This window comes from Microcoleus sp. BM001215392, assembly GCF_036700185.1.
Lineage (GTDB): Bacteria > Cyanobacteriota > Cyanobacteriia > Cyanobacteriales > Microcoleaceae > Microcoleus.
On the sequence record NZ_JAUBOJ010000294.1, the window covers coordinates 7,893 to 9,886 of the forward strand.

The 1,994-nt window shown below is 46.0% G+C and carries 2 protein-coding genes; one reads left to right on the forward strand and one right to left on the reverse strand.

Translation table 11 applies throughout. The features are described from left to right. Positions 1 to 61: 61 nt before the first annotated feature. Positions 62 to 916, reverse strand: a complete 855-nt coding sequence (locus tag QT974_RS25035; protein WP_333471112.1) for a DUF3598 family protein — start codon at positions 914 to 916, stop codon at positions 62 to 64. A 100-nt stretch (positions 917 to 1,016) separates the two neighbouring features. Between QT974_RS25035 and QT974_RS25040 the strand changes: the two genes are divergently transcribed. Next, positions 1,017 to 1,844: an SAM hydrolase/SAM-dependent halogenase family protein gene (locus QT974_RS25040; RefSeq protein WP_333471113.1), complete on the forward strand. Its 828-nt coding sequence runs from the start codon at positions 1,017 to 1,019 to the stop codon at positions 1,842 to 1,844. Positions 1,845 to 1,994 lie beyond the last annotated feature (150 nt).

Here is a 1,994-nt window from a genome sequence, read left to right on the forward strand (position 1 = left end):
GGTTTCTGCGACAAATTTCGGCTGAGTACGAGAGATATAGGAAGAAACCCGGTTTGTGAGATTAGTGAGATCGACCTTTTTTGCGTTCAGTAACTAAAGTCAAACTTACCCATTCACCCTTGTCATTGTAACTGCGAATCATCCGAAATCGCAAGTCAGGTTCTACCAACCAACCGGCCTCAAAAAATATAGGTTTTCTGGATTCAATTTTCACCGGACAAGTGCAAGAACCGCCATCGGGAAGCAGCAAAACCTGCACGGGCGTTGTACCTTCGTTAAAATAGATCGCAGAACCGTCTATGCTGCCGCTAGAACTGATAACGTTAGCATTGCTGCCAAAAGTGATTTTTTGCATCAGCCGATCGCCATTTTGCAAATCCAATTGCAGTTTGGTAGAATAACGATCGGGTGAACGCCAGTCTGGATAAATCGTCACGGCCTCGCCTTCCCATTCTCCCAGCAAATCGCCCACAGTTAAAGGCGGACGTTCGGGGACATTTTTATCGAGCTGCTTTTCCCGAATTAAGGTAAGTTTAGATAAATTACCGTCGGTATTGTAGAGTTGAACGAAGCGCAACCGGCGATAATTGTAGATAAAACCAAACTCGGCACCAGATTGAGAATAAGGCGCTATTTGAATAGTTCCCTGACAAAAATCTCCATTCTCAAAAAACAGGATATCTCGTCCCAAACTCTGATATTCTCGAACAAGTTCGCTGACTTCCGGTTCGCCGACACCGCTAGGATTTGGGGAGAAACGCCGCAGTTTCAACCGCACAGTTTTGTTGTCGTTGAGTCCTTCTAGAGAAATAATGCTGGGAGTATCTTGAAGTACCTCTCCCCGCGTTGATAGCTGAGTGAAGGAACCGTGCCATTCTCCTAAGTTTTGCAGAAAGTTTTCCCACTGCGAACCCATACTTTTACCTCTGGATATATACCAACTTTATAAACGGTTTTATTCTTGTACTATCTAACTGTCAACTGTCAACTGTCAACTGTCAACTGTCAACTGCTATATGTCTAAAAATAGAATTATAACTCTGCTGACGGATTTTGGATTGAGTGATGTTTATGTGGGAGTGATGAAAGGTGCGATCGCCCAAATCAACCCGCAGTTAAAAGTGATTGACATTACGCACCAAATACCCTCTCAAAATATTGCGGCGGCGAGGTTTTGTTTGATGACTGCTTTTGCTTATTTTCCAGCGGAAACGGTACACATTGCTGTCGTCGATCCGGGCGTGGGTAGCTCCAGACGCGCAGTGGCGGTGAAATGTGCTAGTTGCTTCCTTGTCGGGCCGGATAACGGGCTGTTTAGCGGGGTGTTGAGTCGCGAAAGTGCGTTAGCGAAGCCCTCGAAGAGGATCGCATCTGTGGAGCTCACCAATCCGCAATATTGGCGTACACCCGAACCCAGCAGCACCTTTCACGGTCGCGATATTTTCGCCACAGCGGGCGCTCATTTAGCGAATGGGGTGCCGCTAGAAGAGTTGGGAAGGCCGGTACCCGCTGCAAGTTTAGTGCAGCTAGAGATACCAAATTGCGCCGTTACAGCCACAGGTGCGACAGGTTTTGTTCAATATGTCGATCGCTTCGGCAATCTCATTACCAATATCCCCAATAATTGCATTATAGGTAACAATTGGTCAGTCACAATTAGCAATAGTTCTGATACAATTCGCATCCCCAGCGGTAAGACATATAGCGACAGCAAGCCTGGTGATTTAATAGCCATAATTGGTTCTGACGGTTGGCTAGAAATTGCCGTTAACGGCGGCAGCGCTCAATCCGTCTTGCAGCTAGCAGTTGGAGATAAAATAGAAATAATATTATCAGGTTCGTAGTGAGTAATTTAGTCCGCATCAAAGCAGAGATGACTAAGGGTGCATCTGGCGCAAGGCGAATATATCCGTAGGGGCGAAGCATGACCGCAGTCAATATGAGATGATAACTAATAACTTATATGCGGTCATGCTTCTTCAGGCTTCAAAAAC